Origin of the sequence: Hydrogenophaga borbori, from assembly GCF_003417535.1 — a bacterium.
GTDB classification, from domain to species: domain Bacteria; phylum Pseudomonadota; class Gammaproteobacteria; order Burkholderiales; family Burkholderiaceae_C; genus Hydrogenophaga; species Hydrogenophaga borbori.
In genome coordinates, this window is record NZ_QVLS01000002.1 from 132,631 (window position 1) to 150,022 (window position 17,392).

Below are 17,392 nucleotides of genomic sequence, written 5' to 3' on the forward strand. Positions count from 1 at the left end.
CGCGGGCGCTGCCGCCGTGGGTCGTGCCGGGGGCGGGGCTGCGGGGTGTCAGCGGGACGGGCGCGCCCGGACCGTGTCCCGGGGGTGAGCCGATGACCGTGTGACGGGACGAGGCCCTGGCGCCGGCGCGGGTCGATATGGGTCGCCACTGCGGCGCACGGTGGGACGGTGTGTGGGTGGGGTCCGCCGGGTCGGCGCCAGGGGCAGGCGGGCGTTGTGGCGCGGGGGCGCGGGGGCGCGCGGGGGGCTTGGGGTCGAGCGAAAAGCGTCGGCTCATGGCGAAAGCTCGTGCAGCTTGAACAGCCCGTTCATGAGGGCGGTGAGGTCGCGGGTCAGCGGGTCCATTCGCACCTGGAACAGTTGCGCCTGGTGGAGAAGCTTGATGCCCGACAGGTCCGCCGTGCCGGGCTGGCGCAGGGCCGCGAACCAGTCGGCGAAGAAGCGCACGGCCTTGCCGGTGGTGGAGTTGTCCTGGCGGGGCGCGGGGCCGGTTGGCCCGTCGCGCAGCGCGGCGCTCAGCACCCGGATGGCGCCGCGCATGGCGAGCGCGGTGATGGGCGCCTCCCGCTCCGGGTGTTCCAGACAGGCCACCAGCGCCTCGTCGATGTGCTGGGCATAGGCCCCGTCCAGTTGCTCGAGAAACGCCTGGCGCCGCTCGCGGGGCAAGGCCCCCACCAGCGCGCCGAGCAGCTCGAACTGGCGCTCGATGGCCTGCGCCTTGTCGCCCCTCTCGGGGTGGGCCAGGCGAAACAGCAGCTGGCGGATGAGCTCATGGCTGGCCTTGGTCAGGCGGGCATCGGCCGATGGCTGGCCTTCAACGAGGCGGGGCGCCGCGCCCTGCAGCAGCGCGCCGCACAGCACGCGCCAGACCGCCCATACCGCGGTGCCTTCGCGCCGCTGAAGGCTGCGCAGCAGCTCCAGCCACTCGTCAAGCGGTGCGGGCGGCGTGGCCTCTTGCCGCAGCACGGCCTTGATCAGGCGCCCGGTTTCGCTGGACGTGTCGACGTGCTGGCTGGTCAGGTAGTACCGCAGAAGGGTGTGGCGGTCTCCGGGGTCGGGCAGTGTGAGGACGGCGTCGAGGTACTGGGCGTGCAGCGGGCCCGCCGTGTCGTCGAGCGTGGGCAGCCGCGGCCCGATGGCCTGCAGCAGCGCGCTGCGGATGGGAGAGGCCCAGTGCCCGTTCCGGGCCTGTTCGATCAGGCCGGCCAGGGGGCATTCGGCCGCCTCGCAGCCTTCCAGCAAGTGCAGGAACTGCAGCAGAGGGCCTGGGTCTTTGTGCTCCTCGGCCGTCCAGACGCACAGGGCCAACAGGCGCTGGCGATCGAAGCGGTACTGCCAGGCGCCTTCGATGTCTTTGATGGTGTCCATCAGCGTGGGCCAGCGCAGGCCGCGCGGGTCCGCCAGTTCGCGCAGCGCCCAGGTGAGCACGGCCTCCTGGGCCTGCTCCCTGTCGTCGGGCGTCCGGGGGGCCTGGGGGCCGCGCGGTACCCAATAACGCACCGGGCCCGTGCTGTCGCCCCCAGGGCCGGCGCGTTCGATCCGGAACCAGGGGGGCAGGGGATCGGGCCTGGCCGTGTCCTGGTCGGGCCGCGGGCAGGGCTGCGTGCCCAAGCGCTGTGCGCCGGTGGGCGGGTTCAGCAGGGGCAGCAGGTGGGCGTTGGTGGGCAGGCGGGCGAAGCCGGGGCGCTGACGCAGCGCCTGGAGCAGCTGGTCCCACTCGGACCGGTCCGCCTTGGCCTCGTGGCACAGGCGGATCAGGTCGCGCAGCGCGGGGTTGTCGAACCAGGGCATGTGCGCGGGCACGGCCTGGAACAGCCAGAGGCGCAAGGCCTTGGGGTCGGGCGTGCGCATCCGGGCCCGCAGCTGCAGCTGCAGCCACAGCGTGCCGTCCAGCGCCTGCTGGACAGCGGGCAGCACATGCGCGATCAACTGTTCCATGTCCTCCCAGCTGGGGCCTTCGGGGTCTTGCAGGCGCCGGTCGGCCCATTGCAGGAAATCGGCCCAGGCCTGCTCGCGGCCCTGCGGCGTGGCCAGCGCCGGGCTGTGGGCATGGATGTGCAGGGCCCGCAGGCGCCGCGGGTTGGTGCCGTCGGCCGGCATCAGGTGCAGCCAGCCGGGGCAGGACGCCGGGTGGGCCCCGGCGGATGGGGGCGGGCCCTCGCCGCCGGGAAGCGCTGGCGGGGCGAGGGGCGGTGCGGGCTCCTGGAGGGGCTGTGCGGGCTCTTGGAGGGGCTGTGCCAGGGGCTTCTTGGGAGAGCGCGCCTGCAGGTGCCCGCGAACCCGGTCGGACGGCGAATTGCCTGGGGCCATGGGCCGAGCGGGGTACACCGACGCCCTGGGGGATGTGGCGCCCCCCCCGGACCGGGGAACGGGGGCCGGGGCGAAGCGGGGCGGCGGGTCGTCGCTCAGCACGTGTGCGGCCGACCGGCCCGTCGGGGGCGATGTGGGGGTGGTGGGGGAAGGGTGCCCGGGGCCGGAGGGGGTCGCGTCGGGCGCGGGTTGCCCGGTGTTCACGAGCGGCCCGGACGGTGGACGCAGTCGCCGGCTGGCGCCGAGCCGGATGGGGGGCGTGTCTTTTTGCATGCGGTGGTGGCGGGGCGGCACGCGTGCGTGCAGGGGGACGGCGCGGGGCGCGCCGCCGCAGGCGGGTCAGTGGGTGTCGAAGGTGAGCAGTCCGGTGACGCGCGCGGCGATGTCATCGGCGTCGGAGGACAGGTCGAACAGCTGCGCCATGGCCGTCTCCGCGCCGCCGGCAAAGGCGGCCAGGTACTGCTGGACGCAGCGCTCGCGCGCTTCGCCCGTCGGCAAGCCCAGGATGGCCGTGACACAGGCGGTGTGCAGCGCGGCGTCGGCCGGGTCGCTGGCGGGCAGCCAGGGGATGAGACGGCGGATCAACGCGGCCCGCTGCGCGTCGCTGTGGGGGGCCTGGCCGGCGATGTCCAGCAAGCTGGCCAGAGACGGTTTGGGGGGAGGCCCGCCCTGCCACCGCCGCAGGTGGTCCAGCAGCGCGTCCAGGGTCTTCGTGCGCGTGGCGTGTTCGATGCACAGCCTCAGCGCGGACGCCCGGTCGATCGGCAGTTCCCCGGCCGTTTCCTGGCCATCGACGGTGTCCGGCGGGCGCTTCTCGCTGGACGGATCGCTCCCGCGCAGGCCGCCGCTGGAGAGGCGCACGGGGGAGGGCGGCTCCTTGCGCGGGCCGCGGGCCGACACGATCGGCGGGTGCCAGCTGGCCAGTCCCGGGGGCTTTTCCTGCGCTGGCGGGTGGTCCGTTCGGATGGCGTGGCCCCCGTCGCGCAGGGCCTCGCCACAGCGCTGGCTCAGGCGCTCATGGCGCTTGAGCCGCTTCGCTTGCGAAGCCAGGGCCGAGGCGCCATGGCAGGCCAGGTACTGCGTCCAGCCGAGGACGCGCAGCATCAAGGGCTTGTCCTGGTGTGCGTCGGCGCCATGGAACAAGGTCTCCAGCGCGTCCAGAAGGGGGTCGATCCCGTCCGGTCCGCCGGCCTGCACCGGCTGCCCGAGCCGTTCGCTCACCTCCTGGTCAAGGGCGACCACCACCGAGGCCCAGTCGCCCAGCGCCAGCAGCGTGGCCCGCACGGCGGGGTCCAGGTAGCAAGGCTGTTGGGGCCTCCACCACCCGGATTTGGCCAGCAGGCGGATGGCCCGGCCGATGCCCGGGCAGTGCTTCAGCGCGGGCGCTTGGTGGGCCAGCGGGATGAGTTCCGGCGAGAGCGCCTTCAGCAGGTTGAAGGCCAAGTAGTGGGTGTTGGCGGCCGCCATCGCCTCATCGAGCAGCAGGAGCGCGTCTGGTGCCCGGCCTTGCTGGAACCACTGCCGGCACACCAGGATGAGGTGGGGCTCCCAGCGCTTGATCTGGCCCAGCAGATGTCGCCGCAGCGCGGGCTCGGTGGTGCTCGACGCCACCGCGGTGAGCAAGCGGACCGCTTCCATGGTCTGTGCACCCTCCAGCCATTGCAGGGCCAGCTGGACGATCGGGTGTTTCCACTGGGGCAGCTCGTCGCACCGCAACACCTGGAACGACACCCCCGATCCCTCGCCGGTCTGTCGGATCGGCGGTGAGTCGCCGCCGAACAGCAGCTGCTGCGCCGAAAGGGGCGACGTGCGTGGGGTGGGCCCGGCGGTGTCGGTGCATGGCTTGCCCGTCCCTTCCGCGCGGGGTTCGCGGCTGGCGCTCAGGGACCAGGACCCGGTCCTGTGGTGGGGCGAGGTCGGCTGGGGGAGCGTGAAACGTTCGGGGCCGGAGGCCATCGCTTCCCTGGCGAGTTGCGGGGTGGTGGGGGTGGAGGCCGAGGCGCGTGGGGACGCCGACGCGCGTGCCGTCTCTTCAGAACTGGACAGCGCGGTGGTCGGCGTCTGCGAGCGCGACAGGGAGCGGGTTTTTTCCTCTTGGGGGGCCGCTCGGCGGGTCTTCTTGCCAACGAAGGTCGGGGTCGGTTTCATCCGCAGCGATGGGTGGGTGGGGACGCGGGGGCGGGGGAGACAGCGGCGGCATCAGGCGAACCCGCAGCCCGGCGGCTCGGCGCCCCCGAGCGCGATGGCGCCGCGCGGGCGGGCGTCGGCCCAGGCCTGGCGCGCCATTCGGCGGCACAGGTCCAGTCCTTCGTGGTGCAGGCGCAGCGTGCGCGCCACCGCGTCGTGCCTGAGTTCATTCAGCGGGATCTGCGAGGCCAGCATGGCCTGCTGCGTGGCCGCGTGCCACCAGAGCGTGAGGCTGGCTTCGGGCGCCAGGTCCCGCGTCGAGATGGACCAGCCCGGGTCGCGCCAGTGGGGCAGGGTGTCGAGCTCGGCCGGCGAGGGCGACACCAGGGTCAGGGTCTCGACGGCCTCGAGATCGCTCAGGCAGCGCCAGGCCATGGGGTGCTCGTGCCCGAGCGCGCCGCTGACCACCTGACCGTCGATTTCGAGCTGGCCGAACAGCTCGGGCTCGGCCTGCAGCAGGCGGGCGAGGTCGGTCGCGAAAGTGCCGGGGTCGTGGTGCATGGTGTGAGGCCGGTGGAGCGGAACAAGAGTGGGTCCGGCTGGCCAGCGCCGCGGCCTTGGTCGCATCGCCGGCGTGATAGGCCAGCGCCGCCGAGGCGCAGCGGCGGAACAGCTCGATCAGGCGCGGCTTGTCGTCACGTGACGGGGTGGTGAGCACCCCATCCAGGGGCGGGGGGGCCGGGTCGCTGTGCGCGTCGATCAGCGCGCGCGCGGCGCCGCACAAGGCCGCCTGCGCCACCGGGAAGGCGGTCTCCGCGGGCCATTGCGCATGGAGCCTTCGCGTGGCCTGCGCGTCCAGCGCCCGCAGCCAGTTCAGGCGCCGCTCGGGTGGCAGGTGCTCCAGGGTGTCGCTCAGCAGCTCGGCCAATCGCGGAACCCATTCGTGCGGCCGGGAGGGGTCGGGTTGGGCGAGTGTCTGAATGAGGGTGAGGACCGTGTCCCCATCGTCGGGACCTTGCAGGCTCACGATCTCACCCAGCCAGGCGCTGGCCACGGCACGCCAGACCGTCCAGTCGGCGCCGACGCACCACCGGAACAGGGCCGCCCGGAGCGTGGACGCGTCGCCGGCCCTGGCGGCGGCCTGGCGGCACCGGCGGGGTGTGCGTGGGGCGAAGGGCGGTGGGCCGATCAGGGTGCTGAACACCAGCGCGTGCAGGCGGGGGTAGTCGGCCGTCTTGGCGATGGCCGTGGCCGCTTGCGCGTCGTGCCCCCACGCCATGAGTTGGCGGTGGGCCTGTTGGTATTGGCCGTCTTGGTTGAGGGCGGCGTTGAGGCCGATGCCCATCCGCTGGAAGTGCGTGGATAGGCTGGATCCCCACCCGGTCGATGGGGGTGTGGCGGGTGGGCGCTCGGGTGGCGCGGTCTCGGCGCTGGTCCGCAAAGGCTGCGCGGTCTTTGGCGCCGTGGGCGATGTGTGGCGTTCCATGGTCGGGCGGTGAGGCTGCGGCCGTGGGCCGCGGTCGCTGAACGCCGGTTGAGTGGTCGGGCCGGACAGGCCCGTTCCTGATGGAGCGCTTAAGGCGCAGAGCCGGCCCAGGCCCGGGACCAGTCCTTCAGTGCCGAGGCGACGGTCCCCGTGCGCGGGCTCAAGCCCAGCGCGCGCGCCGCCGCGTTCAGGGCCGCGAGCGGGTCGCTCAGGTCCAGCGCCTGGGCGCCGTTCTGCTTGCTCAGCTTCTCGCCGTTGTCGCCCCGCACCAGCGGCGTGTGCAGGTACTGCGGCGTGGGCAAGCCCAGCGCGCGCTGCAGCAGGATCTGGCGCGGCGTGTTGTCGGCCAGGTCCTCGCCGCGCACCACGTGGGTGATGCCTTGCGCGGCGTCGTCCACCACCACGGCGAGCTGGTAGGCCCACAGGCCGTCGGCGCGGCGCAGGATGAAGTCGCCCACCGTGGCCGCCACGTCCTGCGACTGCGGGCCGAGGCGGCGGTCGTGCCAGCGCACCGGGGCGCCGTCCGGCACCCGAAAGCGCCAGGCGCGCGGCGCGCGGCCCCGCAGGCCGCCGTTCTCCGGCCGGCAGGTGCCCGGGTACACGGCGGCCTGGTGGCGTTCGCGCGGCGTGCCGTTGGCCAGCAGCGCGCGCTCGATGTCCTGGCGCGAGCAGGCGCAGGGGAACACGTCGCCCTGCGCGATGAGCCGGTCCAGCGCGGCCTGGTAGCCGGCGCCGCGCGCCGATTGCCACACCACGGGCTCGTCGCTCTCCAGGCCGCAGGCGGCGAGCTGTTGCAGGATGAGCTGGTCGGCCCCGGGGATGCAGCGCGGCGTGTCCACGTCCTCGATGCGCACGAGCCAGGCGCCGCCGTGGGCGCGCGCGTCCAGCCAGCTGGCCAGCGCGGCCACCAGCGAGCCCGCGTGCAGCGGGCCGGTGGGTGAGGGCGCGAAGCGTCCGCGGTAGCTCACCGGTTCATGGGGCTTTCAGGCCACGGCCAGCGCAAGCTCCAGGCCGGACACGAAGGCGTCCTCCACCCGGTGGCCCAGGCACCAGTCGCCGCACAGGCCAATGCCCAGCGCGGTGTCGAGCAGGTGGCTGCGGCCCAGCGGGGTCTGCGTCTGCGCGTAGCGCCAGCGCTGCACCTCGGCGAAGGGCGGCGTGGCGCGGATGCCGGTGATCTCGGCGAAACCCTTGAGCAGCTTGGCCTTCACGCGCTCGCCGTCGTCTTCCAGGTGCTTGGTCGACCACGCGGGGCTGGCCTGCACCGTCCAGCGCTCGATGGGGTCGCGCGCCGGCTTGCTCGACTCGCGCGCCAGCCAGCTGATGCGGTGGTGCGTGCTGCGCGCCGCGCTCCACTGCGGGCCCAGGTGGTACAGGCCCGGTTGCATGGCCTGGGGGAAGGCGACCATCAGCGTCCAGCACGGCGCCACATGCACCGGCGCCAGCGCGGCGCGCAGCTCGGGCGCCAGGCCCGAGGCCAGCAGCAGCGCGTGCGCCTGCGGGTGGGGAATGGCCAGCAGCACGCGATCGAAGCCGCCCAGCACGCGCTGGCCGCCCTCGCCGTCGTCGGTGCGCAGTTGCCATTGCCGGGGGTGCAGGGCGTCGGCTTCGATTTGCGCCACCCGCGTGTCCAGCAGCGCCAGGGCCGACGCCTGGCCGTGGGCCTCGGGTTGCAGCAGCGGCTGCGCCCAGAGCGCGACCAGGGCGTTCATGCCCGGCGCGGCCACGAAGTGCGGCTCGGTGGGCGGCGGGGCGCTGGCCAGCACATGGCCGACGGCGTCGAGCACGCGCACGGTGCTGGCGCTCCACGCGCGCACGGCGCGGGTGGCGGTGGCGCGCAGCGCGAGCTCGAAGCGCGCATCGCGCACGGTGAAGTACTGCACGCCGGGGTCGAATCCGCCGAACTCGGTGCGCCGGGTGGCCATGCGCCCACCGACGGCGGACGCGGCCTCGATCAGCGTGACGCGGTGGCCGGCCTGCAGCAGGGTGCGCGCGGCGGTGACGCCCGCCATGCCCGCGCCCACCACGGCGACGTGCAAGGGAGCGCGCGGAATCGGGGCGGGGCGTGAAGTCATGGCGCGAATGTAGCAGTGGCGGTGCTCAACTCTGGTGGTGGTTGTTCAGCAAGGCCTCGCGCGTGCCGGCGTGCTTGAGGTGGTCCAGCCACCAGCGCAGCGCGCGGGCACCGTCGGCGGCGTGGCGCGTCTGACGCCAGGCATAGGCCACGCGGAAGCTGCGTTCGCCCTGCTGCACCGGCTTGACCACCAGCCGCCCGGCGTTGATGAAGGGCTGGGCCAGCGCCGTGGGCAGGAAACCCGCGCCCAGGCCGCGCAACTGCGCCTCCAGCTTGTGCTGCATGGTGGGCACGGTGAGCACGTCCTGGCCGGGCAGCAGGTTGTGGCTGACGCCGCGGCCGCGCTGGGTGCTGTCGGCCACGGCCACGGCGCGGTGCTGACGCATGTGCTCCTCGGTCAGCGTGGCCGCCACGCGCGCCAGCGGGTGGTGCGGCGCCACGGCATAGACGAAGCCCGCCGTGCCCAGCGGCGCGGCCTGCAGGCCCGGGCCCACGGAATCGGCCGCCACGCCCAGGGCGATGTCGGCCAGCCCGTTCTGCAGGGCCTCCAGCGTGCCCGAGAGCGTTTCGGCGCGCAGCCGCAGCCGCGTGGGCGCGCCGGTGGCGTAGAAGGATTCGCACAGCTCGAACAGCGTGGCGCGCGAGATCAGCGCGTCGGCCGCGATGGTGAACTGCGGCTCCCAGCCCGTGGCCACGCGCTTGACGCGGCGCGCCACGGCGTCGAACTCGTTGAGCAGGAATTCGCCCGCGCGCAGCAGTTCCTCGCCGGCCGGGGTGAGCATGGCGCGGCGCGCGCTGCGGTCGAACAGCAGCACGTCCAGCGCGTCTTCGATCTGGCGGATGCGGTAGGTGAGGGCGCTGGGCACCATGCCCAGGTCGCGTGCGGCGGCGGCCATGCTGCCGAGCCGGGAGACGGCCTCCACCAGGGCCAGGTTCTCGGCGGACAGGGCGCTGCGGGCGCTGATGGGAGCGGGCATCTGGGGGTGTTTGTGTTCAAAGATTTTGAATGATGCCATCAAAAGCCTGCGGCCCGGGTCGGGGGCTCGACGCCCAGAATTCAGCCCATGCCAGCCCGCTGGCCCCCGAAAGAAAGGACCCCACCATGATGCAGATCCGCCGCTCCGACGCCCGTGGCTACGCCGATCACGGCTGGCTCAAGAGCTACCACTCCTTCTCCTTCGCCGACTACTTCGACCCCGCCTGGATGGGCTGGGGCAACCTGCGCGTCATCAACGAGGACCGCATCGCCCCGGGCACCGGCTTCGGCACGCATGGCCACCGCGACATGGAGATCATCAGCTACGTGCTGCAGGGCAACCTGGCGCACAAGGACAGCATGGGCAACGTCAAGGGCATCCCGCCCGGCGACGTGCAGCGCATGAGCGCCGGCAGCGGCGTGCGCCACAGCGAGTTCAACCACGCGCCGAACGACACCACGCACTTCCTGCAGATCTGGATCGAGCCGAACCAGCGCGGCATCGAGCCGAGCTACGAGCAGAAGGGCTTCGCCGAGGCCGACAAGCGCGGCCGGCTGCGCCTGGTGGCCTCGCCCGACGGCCGGGACGGCTCGGTGACCATTCACGCCGACGCCGCCATGTACGCGGGCCTGTTCGACGGCGCCGAAGCCGCGCAGATCGCGCTGGACCCGAAGCGCAAGGCCTACGTGCACCTGGTGCGCGGCCAGCTCGAGGTCAATGGCCAGCGCCTGGCCGGCGGCGACGCGGCCGTGCTGGACGGCGAGACTTCGCTTACCCTGGACAAGGGCCAAGACGCCGAGGTGCTGGTGTTCGACCTCGCCCACTGATTCCCCCAACCGCTTTTCAACCCTGGAGAAACTCCCATGAACGCCCTGCAAAATCCCCTGGCCCTGATCGGCCGCATCCTCCTGGCCGTGCTCTTCGTGCCGGCCGGCTTCGGCAAGATCGCCGGCTTCTCCGGCACCGTGGGCTATGCCACGGCCATGGGCCTGCCGCTGCCGACCGTGGGGGTGGCGATCGCGCTGGTGATCGAGCTCTTCGGCGGCCTGGCGCTGCTGATCGGCTACCGGGCGCGCCTCGCGGCCATCGCGCTGGCGGTGTTCACGCTGGTGGCGAGCGTCTTCTTCCACGCCTACTGGGCGGTGCCGGCCGAGCAGCAGATGGTGCAGCAGCTGCTGTTCTTCAAGAACATCGCGGTCGTCGGTGGCCTGCTCGCCTTCGCCGCCTTCGGCGCCGGCGGCTGGAGCCTGGACGCCAAGCGCGGCGCCTGATCGCACACCGGAGCGCACACGCATGACCAAAGTGCTTGTCGTCTACCACTCCGGCTACGGCCACACGCAGCGCATGGCGCAGTCGGTGGCCGATGGCGCGGGGGCCGAGCTCATCGCCATCGACGCCGATGGCAACCTGCCCCCAGGCGGCTGGGAGGCGCTGGACGCGGCGGACGCCATCGTCTTCGGCTCGCCCACCTACATGGGCAGCGTGAGCTGGCAGTTCAAAAAGTTCGCCGACGCCTCCAGCAAACCCTGGTTCGCGCAGAAGTGGAAGGACAAGATCGCCGCCGGCTTCACCAACAGCGCGGGCATGAACGGCGACAAGCTGGCCACGCTGAACACCCTGTTCACCCTGGCCATGCAGCACGGCATGATCTGGGTGAGCCAGGGACTGATGCCCGCCAACACCCAGGCGGCCCAGCGCGACGACGTGAACTACCTCGTGTCCTACAGCGGTGCCATCGCGCAGTCGCCGTCCGACGCGGGCGCCAAGGACATGCGGGCGGGCGATCTGGAAACGGCGCGCCTGTTCGGCGAGCGGGTGGCGGCGATCGCGGCAAGGTTCAAGAACTGATGCGTGCGGCAACGGTGGCTGGCGAAGACCGATCCGCCGCCGGGCCGCCCCAAGGCGGATCAGCCCCCCCTGGGGGCAGCGACCCGCGCAGCGGCGGAGCGCGGGGGTCTAATATTCCGCCTCCATGAAGATCTTCAGCATCCTCCCCTGGGCAGACTGGCTCGCGCTGGTCTGCTTTTTTTCGCTCTGGATCGGCTACGCGATGGTTGCCAAGCCCTGGGCCCGGCGCAGGCCCTCGCTGCTGGCCACCACCAACCGCTACCGGCGCTACTGGATGGAGCAGGCCATCGCCCGCGACCCGCGCATGCTCGATGGCCTGATCACGCAGAACCTGTCGAGCACGCCGTCCTTCTTCTCGTCCACGTCCATCCTGATCATCGGCGGCCTGTTCGCGCTGCTGGGCACCACGGACAAGGCGACCGAGCTGATGAGCGAGATCCCCTTCGCGCAGGCGACCACGCTGATCGTCTTCGAGTTCAAGATCCTGGTGCTGATCGCGATCTTCGTGTATTCGTTCTTCCGCTTCTCCTGGTCCATGCGGCAGTACACCTTCGTGGCCCTGGTGATCGGCTCCATGCCACCGCCCGAGGATTTCGCCTCGGGCAAGTTCGACCGGCGGGCCTACGCCGACCGCGCGGGTGCCCTGGTGGCCTCGGCCGCCGAAACCATGAACGACGGCCTGCGCGCGTACTACTTTTCGTTCGCGCTGCTGGGCTGGTTCGTCTCGCCCCTGGCCATGGTGATGGCCACGGCCGTGGTGACGGCCATCCTGTACAGCCGGGAATTCCGCTCCGAGGTGCTGCGCATCCTGCGCGACTGAATCGGGGACAGAGGGGCGCCTTCTAAAATCGGGCGATGTTCGTTCACCTGCGCCTGCACACCGAGTTTTCCGTCGTCGACGGCACCAACCGCATCGATGAGGTGATGGCCGCCGCCGCGGCCGACGGCCAGCCCGCGCTGGCCATCACCGACCTCAGCAACCTCTTCGGCGCCGTCAAGTTCTACCGCGCGGGGCGCGATGCCGGCGTCAAGCCCATCATCGGCGCCGAGGTGCTGCTGCAAGGCTTCACCGAAGAAACCCCGAACGCCATGCCCGGCGCCCACCAGCCACCGCTGCCGCGCGTGTTGCTGCTGGTGCAGGACAAGCAGGGCTACCTGAACCTGAGCGAGCTGCTGGCGCGCGCCTGGACGCGCAACGTGGTGCGCGACCAGGCCGTGATCAAGCGCGAATGGCTCGAAGAGCTCAACGCGGGCCTGATCCTGCTGTCGGGCGCGCAGGCCGGCCCGGTGGGGCAGGCGCTGATGGCCGGCGATCCGCAGCGCGCGAGCGACGCCGCCCTGAACCTGGCCACCCTGTTCCCGCACCGCTTCTACATCGAGGTGCAGCGCGCCGGCCGCGCCGACGACGAACGCCACGTGGTTGCGGCCGCGCAGCTGGCCGCGCGGCTGCGCCTGCCGGTGGTGGCCACGCACCCGGTGCAGTTCCTGCAGCCCGACGACTACGAGTCGCACGAGGCGCGCGTGTGCATCGCCGAGGGCGAGATCCTGGCCAACAACCGGCGCGTGCGCCGTTTTACGCGCGAGCAGTGGTTCAAGCCCGCCGCCGACATGAGCGCGCTGTTCGCCGACCTGCCATCGGCCGTGGCCAACACGGCCGAGATCGCCAAGCGCTGCAACCTCACGCTGGTGCTGGGCAAGCCGCAGCTGCCCAACTTCCCCACGCCGCTCATCGATGGCGTGCCCATGCCCATGGAGGACTTCTTCCGCCAGTCTTCCTTCGACGGCCTGGAGGAGCGCCTGGCGCACCTGTACCCCGACGAGGCCGAGCGCGAGAAGCAGCGCCCGCGCTACGTCGAGCGCCTGGAGTTCGAGATCGGCACCATCCTCAAGATGGGCTTCCCGGGCTACTTCCTGATCGTGGGCGACTTCATCAACTGGGCCAAGAACAACGGCTGCCCGGTGGGGCCGGGCCGCGGCTCGGGCGCGGGCTCGCTGGTGGCCTATGCGCTCAAGATCACCGACCTCGACCCGCTGCAATACAACCTGCTGTTCGAGCGCTTCCTCAACCCGGAGCGGGTGTCCATGCCCGACTTCGACATCGACTTCTGCCAGGGCAACCGCGACCGCGTCATCGAGTACGTGAAGCAGAAGTACGGCAAGGACGCGGTGAGCCAGATCGCCACCTTCGGCACCATGGCCGCGCGCGCGGCCATCCGCGACGTGGGCCGCGTGCTCGACCTGTCCTACGGCTTCTGCGACGGCATCTCCAAGCTCGTGCCCAACAAGCCCGGCATGAGCGTGACCCTGCAGTACCCGCCCGTGCCCAAGAAGGAGGGCGACAAGAACAACTACGCGCTCGAGATGGAGCCTGTGCTGGCCGAGCGCGTGCGCCAGGAAGAGGACGTCAAGACCCTGATCGAGCTGGCGCAGAAGCTCGAGGGCATGACCCGCAACGTGGGCATGCACGCGGGCGGCGTGCTGATCGCGCCCGGCAAGCTCACCGACTTCTGCCCGCTGTACGCACAGCCCGGCAGCGAATCGGCCGTGAGCCAGTACGACAAGGACGACGTCGAGGCGATCGGTCTGGTGAAGTTCGACTTCCTGGGCCTGGCCACGCTCACCATCCTGGAAATTGCGCGCGAGTTCATCATGAAGCGCCACAAGGGCCAGGAGAACTTCCGCTACGAAGATGTGCGGCTCGACGACCCCAAGGTCTATGCCCTGTTCTCGCGCGGCCAGACCGAAGCCGTGTTCCAGTTTGAAAGCCGCGGCATGCAGGGCATGCTGCGCGACGCCAAGCCCACGCGCCTGGAGGACCTGATCGCGCTCAACGCGCTGTACCGGCCGGGCCCGATGGACCTGATCCCCAGCTTCGTGGCGCGCAAGCACGGGCGCGAGACGGTGGAGTACCCGCACCCGGCCGTGGCCGACATGCTCAGCGAGACCTACGGGATCATGGTCTACCAGGAGCAGGTGATGCAGACGGCGCAGATCCTGGGCGGCTACTCGCTCGGTGGCGCCGACCTGCTGCGGCGCGCCATGGGCAAGAAGAAGGCCGAGGAGATGGCCGAGCACCGCGAGAAATTCCGCGCCGGTGCGCTCAAGACCCACGGCATCCCGCAGGACAAGGCCGACGAGGTCTTCGACCTGATGGAGAAGTTCGCGGGCTACGGCTTCAACAAGTCGCACGCGGCCGCGTACTCGCTGCTGGCCTACCACACGGGCTGGCTCAAGGTGCACTACACGGCGGAGTTCTACTGCGCCAACATGACCGTGGAAATGGACGACACCGACAAGCTCAAGGTGTTGTTCGAGGACGCGCAGAAGATGGGCATGGCCTTCGAGCCACCCGACGTGAACCGCGGCGTCTACCGCTTCGAGCCGGTGACGGACAAGCTCATCCGCTACGGCCTGGGCGCCATCAAGGGCACGGGCCAGCAGGCCATCGAGGCCATCGTGGCCGCGCGCGAGGGCCGTGGCGAAGGCCCCAACGGCGGCGAGAGCGGCCCGTTCAAGAGCCTGTTCGACTTCTGCCTGCGCATGGACCGCACGCGCCTGAACAAGCGCACGGTGGAAGCCCTCATCAAGGCCGGCGCCTTCGACGCCCTGCACCTGAACCGCGCCGAGCTGCTGGCCACGCTGGACATCGCCTTCGAATACGCGGCCACCACGCAGGCCAACGCGCACCAGGGTGGGCTGTTCGACATGCTGGGCGGCGACGACCATGGCTCCAGCACGCAGGAGCCCGATCTGGTCGCCGCCATGCCCTGGGGCGTGAAGGAAAAGCTCACGCACGAGAAGAGCGCCATCGGCTTCTACTTCTCGGGCCACCTGTTCGACGAGGTGGAGCGCGAGGTGCGCCGCTTCGCGCGCACGCGCCTGGTGGACGTGGTGGACAGCCGCGACCCGGTGATCCTCGCGGGCATCGTGACGGACTTCCGCGTCATCAATGGCCAGCGCGGCAAGCTCGCGCTGTTCAAGATCGACGACAAGACCGGCGTGATGGAAACCAGCGCCGACGAAAACCTCATCAACACGCACCGCGCCCTGTTGAAGGACGACGAACTGATCGTGGTGCAGGCGGTGGCGCAGCCGGACCGCTTCTCGGGTGGCCTGCGCCTGAAGATCCAGCAGGTCTGGGACCTCGCCAGCGCGCGCTGCCGCTTCGGCAAGTACCTGCGCGTGGCGGTGAACGGGCACGCGCCGTCCGTGGCTCAGCTGGTGCGCGACTTCCCGCCCAAGCGCGAGATGAGCGACCAGGGCGAGTTCGTGCGTGGCCTGCCGGTGCGCCTGGCCTTGCAGCGGGAGGGCGCGCGCTGCGAGCTGCAGCTGGACGACCGCGCGCTGTTTTTCCCGACGGACGCGGCGCTGGCGAGCTGGATGGCCCAGGCGCACGAGCAGCGGGCGGAGATCGTGTTCGATTGACCGAGCGCCGCGGGCACCGCGCGCTCGGCCGAGGCGCCGGGCCATGCGCGATGGGTCGGGCCTCAGATGCCGGCCTCAGGCGCCAGCCTTGGGCTTGGGCTTGAAGATGTGCACGGTTTCGCCGCGGGCGAGCATGTCCACCAGCTGCGCGATGCGCTTCGCGCGCGTCTCCGGCCGGACGGCCGTCTGGATGCGCCAGAGCACGGCGTAGCGGTTGCTCGCGTTGAGGGTGGCGAAGAAGGCCTTGGCCGGCGGCCTGGCGTCCAGCGCGGCGACGAGGTCGTCGGGCGCGGTAGACGTCCTCGCACCGTCGTAGGCCTGGGCCCAGCGGCCGTCGGCCTGGGCGGCCTCGATCTGCGCCTGGCCCGGCGGCTGCATGCGACCGGCCTCGATCAGCCTGGCCACCTTGTCGACGTTGGTCTTCGACCAGAGGCTGCGCGGGCGCCGCGGCGTGAAGCGCTGCAGGAAGTGCCGGTCGTCCAGGCCCTTCTTCTGGCCGTCGATCCAGCCCCAGCACAGCGCGATCTCCACCGCCTCGGGATAGGTGACGCTGGGCTCGGTGGTACCGCGCTTGGCGATCTTGAGCCACAGCCCGTCGGACGTGGCGTGGTGCTTCCGGAGCCAGGCCTCGAAGGCCTCAGCGTTCTTGAACAGTGTGGGGGTGGCGGGTGCAGCGGCGGGCATGTGCGCAGTGTGCCGCGGACCCTAGTCCTGCGGTCGCAGGCCGATCAGCATGGGTGAGTACACGCGACCGTCGGTGTCGCGCGGCAGGGTGCCGGTGCGGTCGATGGCGCGCAGTGCCGCCTCGTCCCAGGCGGGGTGTCCGCTGCTCTTGACCAGCCGGCGGCCGGTGATGGTGCCGTCGGGCGCCACGCGCACCTCGACCTCGGCCCGCGGGTTGCCCGGCGCGATTTCGGTGAACACGATGTTGGGCCGGATGGCCGCGATCACCTTGCCCAGATAGCTGCCCGAAGGCCCGCTGGACTGCTGGGCCGTGCCCGTGCTCTGCGGCGAGCCGCTGGCGCCGGCCTGTCCCATCATGCGGGCCATCTGCTCCTTGCGCAGCTGCTCCTGCAGCTGCGCCTGGCGCTTCTCCTGTTCGGCCTTGCGCTGGGCCTCGCGTTTTTCCTCGGCGAGCTTTTGCTGGCGCTCGGCCTCGGCGCGCTTCTTCTCGGCCGCCAATTTTTCCGCGGCGGCTTTCTCGGCCGCGGCCTTCTTCTCGGCGGCGGCCTTCTCCGCCGCCTTCTTTTCCTCGGCTTTCTTCTCCGCCGCGAGGCGCTCGGCGCGTTCGCGTTCCGCCTTCTCCTTCTCCTTGGCCTTCTGCGTGGCGATGTCGGCCTGCTGCTGCGCCGGGGCGGGCGGCGGTGGCGGCGCCGGGCGCGGCGCAGGGGCCGGCGCGGGGGCCGGCACAGGAGGCGGGGGCGGTGGCACCGGCGCGGGCGGCGTGGGGGCCGGTGCGGGTGGCGGTGGCGGGGCGGTGGCGCGCGGCGCGGCCTGCTGGGGCAGGCGCGACCACAGCTCGGCCTCCACGGCCGGCGTGTCGGCGTCGCGGCGCCAGTTCACGCCCCAGGTAAGCGCGAGGATCAGCAGGGCGTGAACGCCGATGGCCTTGCCCAGTGCGCCGCCCCAACGGCCCTGTGGTGGCGGGGCGAGGTCGAGGTGGTCGGCGGTGGAGCGCATGGCGATCGGGTCGGACAAGCTCAGCGGGTGGTCTGCACCGACAGGCCCACGCGCTGCACGCCGGCGCGCTGCAGGGTGTCCATGGTGCGCACCACGGTCTCGTAGCGGATGGTCTTGTCGGCGCTGATGATCACGGGCACGCCGGCCTGATCGGCCTGGCCCGTGCCCTGCAGCTCGAGCACGCGCGCGGCCAGCAGGTTGAGGGGCACGAGCGCGCCCTCGCCACTGCTGCTGCCTTCGCGCACGCGCAATTGTTCTTCCTTGTCGATGGTCACCTGCACGAAGCGGTCGGGCTGGCGCTGGGCCTGGCCCACGGTGGGCAGGGCGATCTGGCTGGGTGTGATGAGCGGGGCCGTGACCATGAAGATGATCAGCAGCACCAGCATGACGTCGATGAACGGGACCATGTTGATCTCGTTCATCGTGCGGCGGCCGCGGCCGCGGGCGGCGAGCTTGGCCATGGTT

At 71.5% G+C, this 17,392-nt stretch carries 14 protein-coding genes; 5 read left to right on the forward strand and 9 right to left on the reverse strand.

The genetic code is table 11. The features are described 5' to 3' along the window. Positions 1-273: 273 nt before the first annotated feature. The 6 genes from DY262_RS03835 to DY262_RS03860 form a co-directional block, all read right to left on the reverse strand. Positions 274-2,100 carry a hypothetical protein gene (locus DY262_RS03835; protein ID WP_116957661.1) on the reverse strand — a complete coding sequence of 609 codons (1,827 nt, stop codon included), beginning with the start codon at positions 2,098-2,100 and terminating at the stop codon, positions 274-276. 549 nt (positions 2,101-2,649) lie between these two features. Next, the gene (locus DY262_RS03840; protein ID WP_147326173.1) at positions 2,650-3,948 is read right to left on the reverse strand and encodes a hypothetical protein; all 1,299 of its coding nucleotides are present in this window, start codon (positions 3,946-3,948) and stop codon (positions 2,650-2,652) included. Positions 3,949-4,509: 561 nt separating this feature from the next. After that, positions 4,510-4,998 (reverse strand): hypothetical protein, encoded by a 489-nt coding sequence (locus DY262_RS03845; protein WP_116957663.1) that lies wholly within the window; start codon positions 4,996-4,998, stop codon positions 4,510-4,512. Positions 4,999-6,012: 1,014 nt separating this feature from the next. Then, on the reverse strand, positions 6,013-6,891 hold the full coding sequence (gluQRS, locus tag DY262_RS03850; RefSeq protein WP_116957664.1) for a tRNA glutamyl-Q(34) synthetase GluQRS: 879 nt from the start codon (positions 6,889-6,891) through the stop codon (positions 6,013-6,015). Positions 6,892-6,906: 15 nt separating this feature from the next. Continuing rightward, the gene (locus DY262_RS03855) at positions 6,907-7,998 is read right to left on the reverse strand and encodes an NAD(P)/FAD-dependent oxidoreductase (protein WP_116957665.1); all 1,092 of its coding nucleotides are present in this window, start codon (positions 7,996-7,998) and stop codon (positions 6,907-6,909) included. Positions 7,999-8,023: 25 nt separating this feature from the next. Further along, positions 8,024-8,974 (reverse strand): LysR substrate-binding domain-containing protein, encoded by a 951-nt coding sequence (locus DY262_RS03860; RefSeq protein ID WP_245980803.1) that lies wholly within the window; start codon positions 8,972-8,974, stop codon positions 8,024-8,026. Between the two features lie 125 nt (positions 8,975-9,099). On the opposite strand from DY262_RS03860, the gene DY262_RS03865 reads away from it, so the two are divergent. The 5 genes from DY262_RS03865 to dnaE all read left to right on the forward strand — a co-directional run bounded on the left by DY262_RS03865 (position 9,100) and on the right by dnaE (position 15,247). Beyond that, positions 9,100-9,801: a pirin family protein gene (locus tag DY262_RS03865; RefSeq protein WP_116957667.1), complete on the forward strand. Its 702-nt coding sequence runs from the start codon at positions 9,100-9,102 to the stop codon at positions 9,799-9,801. 36 nt (positions 9,802-9,837) lie between these two features. Beyond that, the gene (locus tag DY262_RS03870) at positions 9,838-10,245 is read left to right on the forward strand and encodes a DoxX family protein (RefSeq protein ID WP_116957668.1); all 408 of its coding nucleotides are present in this window, start codon (positions 9,838-9,840) and stop codon (positions 10,243-10,245) included. Between the two features lie 22 nt (positions 10,246-10,267). After that, a complete protein-coding gene (locus tag DY262_RS03875; protein ID WP_116957669.1) occupies positions 10,268-10,822 on the forward strand; it encodes a flavodoxin family protein in 555 nt (184 codons plus the stop codon). A 124-nt stretch (positions 10,823-10,946) separates the two neighbouring features. Further along, positions 10,947-11,642, forward strand: a complete 696-nt coding sequence (locus DY262_RS03880) for a DUF599 domain-containing protein (protein ID WP_116957670.1) — start codon at positions 10,947-10,949, stop codon at positions 11,640-11,642. Positions 11,643-11,677: 35 nt separating this feature from the next. After that, entirely contained in the window at positions 11,678-15,247 is a 3,570-nt protein-coding gene (gene dnaE, locus DY262_RS03885; RefSeq protein WP_116957671.1) for a DNA polymerase III subunit alpha, read from the forward strand. A 75-nt stretch (positions 15,248-15,322) separates the two neighbouring features. On the opposite strand, the gene DY262_RS03890 is transcribed toward dnaE, so the two are convergent. The 3 genes from DY262_RS03890 to DY262_RS03900 are packed head-to-tail and all read right to left on the reverse strand — an operon-like array spanning position 15,323 to position 17,388. Then, the gene (locus tag DY262_RS03890) at positions 15,323-15,931 is read right to left on the reverse strand and encodes a YdeI/OmpD-associated family protein (RefSeq protein WP_116957672.1); all 609 of its coding nucleotides are present in this window, start codon (positions 15,929-15,931) and stop codon (positions 15,323-15,325) included. A 21-nt stretch (positions 15,932-15,952) separates the two neighbouring features. Further along, positions 15,953-16,945: a cell envelope integrity protein TolA gene (tolA, locus tag DY262_RS03895; RefSeq protein ID WP_416187002.1), complete on the reverse strand. Its 993-nt coding sequence runs from the start codon at positions 16,943-16,945 to the stop codon at positions 15,953-15,955. 2 nt (positions 16,946-16,947) lie between these two features. After that, positions 16,948-17,388 carry a biopolymer transporter ExbD gene (locus DY262_RS03900; protein ID WP_116957673.1) on the reverse strand — a complete coding sequence of 147 codons (441 nt, stop codon included), beginning with the start codon at positions 17,386-17,388 and terminating at the stop codon, positions 16,948-16,950. Positions 17,389-17,392: the final 4 nt, after the last annotated feature.

Coding starts and splice junctions, on each gene's coding strand:
- DY262_RS03835 (WP_116957661.1), bottom strand. CDS start 2,100: ATGCCGGCCGACGGCACCAACCCGCGGCGCCTGCGGGCCCTGCACATC.
- DY262_RS03840 (WP_147326173.1), bottom strand. CDS start 3,948: ATGGAAGCGGTCCGCTTGCTCACCGCGGTGGCGTCGAGCACCACCGAG.
- DY262_RS03845 (WP_116957663.1), bottom strand. CDS start 4,998: ATGCACCACGACCCCGGCACTTTCGCGACCGACCTCGCCCGCCTGCTG.
- DY262_RS03855 (WP_116957665.1), bottom strand. CDS start 7,998: ATGACTTCACGCCCCGCCCCGATTCCGCGCGCTCCCTTGCACGTCGCC.
- DY262_RS03860 (WP_245980803.1), bottom strand. CDS start 8,974: ATGCCCGCTCCCATCAGCGCCCGCAGCGCCCTGTCCGCCGAGAACCTG.
- DY262_RS03865 (WP_116957667.1), top strand. CDS start 9,100: ATGATGCAGATCCGCCGCTCCGACGCCCGTGGCTACGCCGATCACGGC.
- DY262_RS03870 (WP_116957668.1), top strand. CDS start 9,838: ATGAACGCCCTGCAAAATCCCCTGGCCCTGATCGGCCGCATCCTCCTG.
- DY262_RS03875 (WP_116957669.1), top strand. CDS start 10,268: ATGACCAAAGTGCTTGTCGTCTACCACTCCGGCTACGGCCACACGCAG.
- DY262_RS03880 (WP_116957670.1), top strand. CDS start 10,947: ATGAAGATCTTCAGCATCCTCCCCTGGGCAGACTGGCTCGCGCTGGTC.
- dnaE (WP_116957671.1), top strand. CDS start 11,678: ATGTTCGTTCACCTGCGCCTGCACACCGAGTTTTCCGTCGTCGACGGC.
- DY262_RS03890 (WP_116957672.1), bottom strand. CDS start 15,931: ATGCCCGCCGCTGCACCCGCCACCCCCACACTGTTCAAGAACGCTGAG.
- DY262_RS03900 (WP_116957673.1), bottom strand. CDS start 17,388: ATGGCCAAGCTCGCCGCCCGCGGCCGCGGCCGCCGCACGATGAACGAG.